This window comes from Planomonospora algeriensis (assembly GCF_977012225.1).
Genome location: NZ_CDRNDK010000972.1, coordinates 1 through 843 on the forward strand (window position 1 = coordinate 1; position 843 = coordinate 843).

Consider the following 843-nt stretch of genomic DNA (forward strand, 5'->3'; position numbering starts at 1 on the left):
ACTGCTCTCCCACCACCAGATCGAGGCCCTGCGCGCCCAGCTCCCGGAGTACGAGCAGCTCGTCGCGGAGGCGGGCGCGGGCCGGCTGATGGCTCCGGAGATCGGCCATCTGGCGCAGGACGCCGACCAGCTGCGGCAGGCGCTGAACGCCAGCATCCGCTCCGCTCATGAGGCGTTCCGCTATCTCGACGGATAGCCGAAAATATAAGATTTCTCGACTACGGTCCGACCGCGGGAAAGGGGAGAGCGAGCCGGTGCAGCACGTGGCGGTCGACCCGGAGGTTCCTGCGGAGGTCGCCGATCTGTTCCGCAGGAACGGATCCCTGCTGTCGCGCGTCCGCGCCGGGTGGACCCCCGAGCCGCGGATCGACGTCCCCCGCCTGTCGGTCCGGGCGCTGCAGGTCGCCGGGGCGATCGCCACGCTCCTGCTGCTCGCCGGCGCCTTCGGCTCCGAGGACGGGCGGATCCTCATGTTCGTCCCCGCGCTGCTCCTCTTCGTGGCCTTCACCGGCCACCTGGCCGCCCGCGAAGGGCCCCTGGAGAGCGAGGACACCGAGCAGGAGGTCTACCGCAACGCCCGCTGGTACGAGGACCGCTACCTGCTGCCGGAGGACTTCGACGCCCCCGCCGAGCAGCTGCGCGAGCGGACCCGCCGGGCGGTCGAGTACGTCCTGCGCTCCCAGGTCCACGCCTCCGGGATGCTCGACGGCGCGCGCAACTCCGTGATGCTCCCGGCCCAGGAGTGGGAGATCGCCCGGCTGCTGGCCAAGCTGTCGGCCCTGCGCGCGAGGCACCACGCCATGGCCCGGAGCGGCAGGACCCCCGAGGTGGCCGCGGCGATGG

At 72.1% G+C, this 843-nt stretch carries 2 pseudogenes; both read left to right on the forward strand.

The features are described from left to right. Positions 1-196 (forward strand): annotated as a pseudogene (locus tag ACWJ6R_RS37270) (hypothetical protein); the annotation flags it as partial. Between the two features lie 58 nt (positions 197-254). Further along, positions 255-843, forward strand: a pseudogene (locus ACWJ6R_RS37275) (hypothetical protein); the annotation flags it as partial.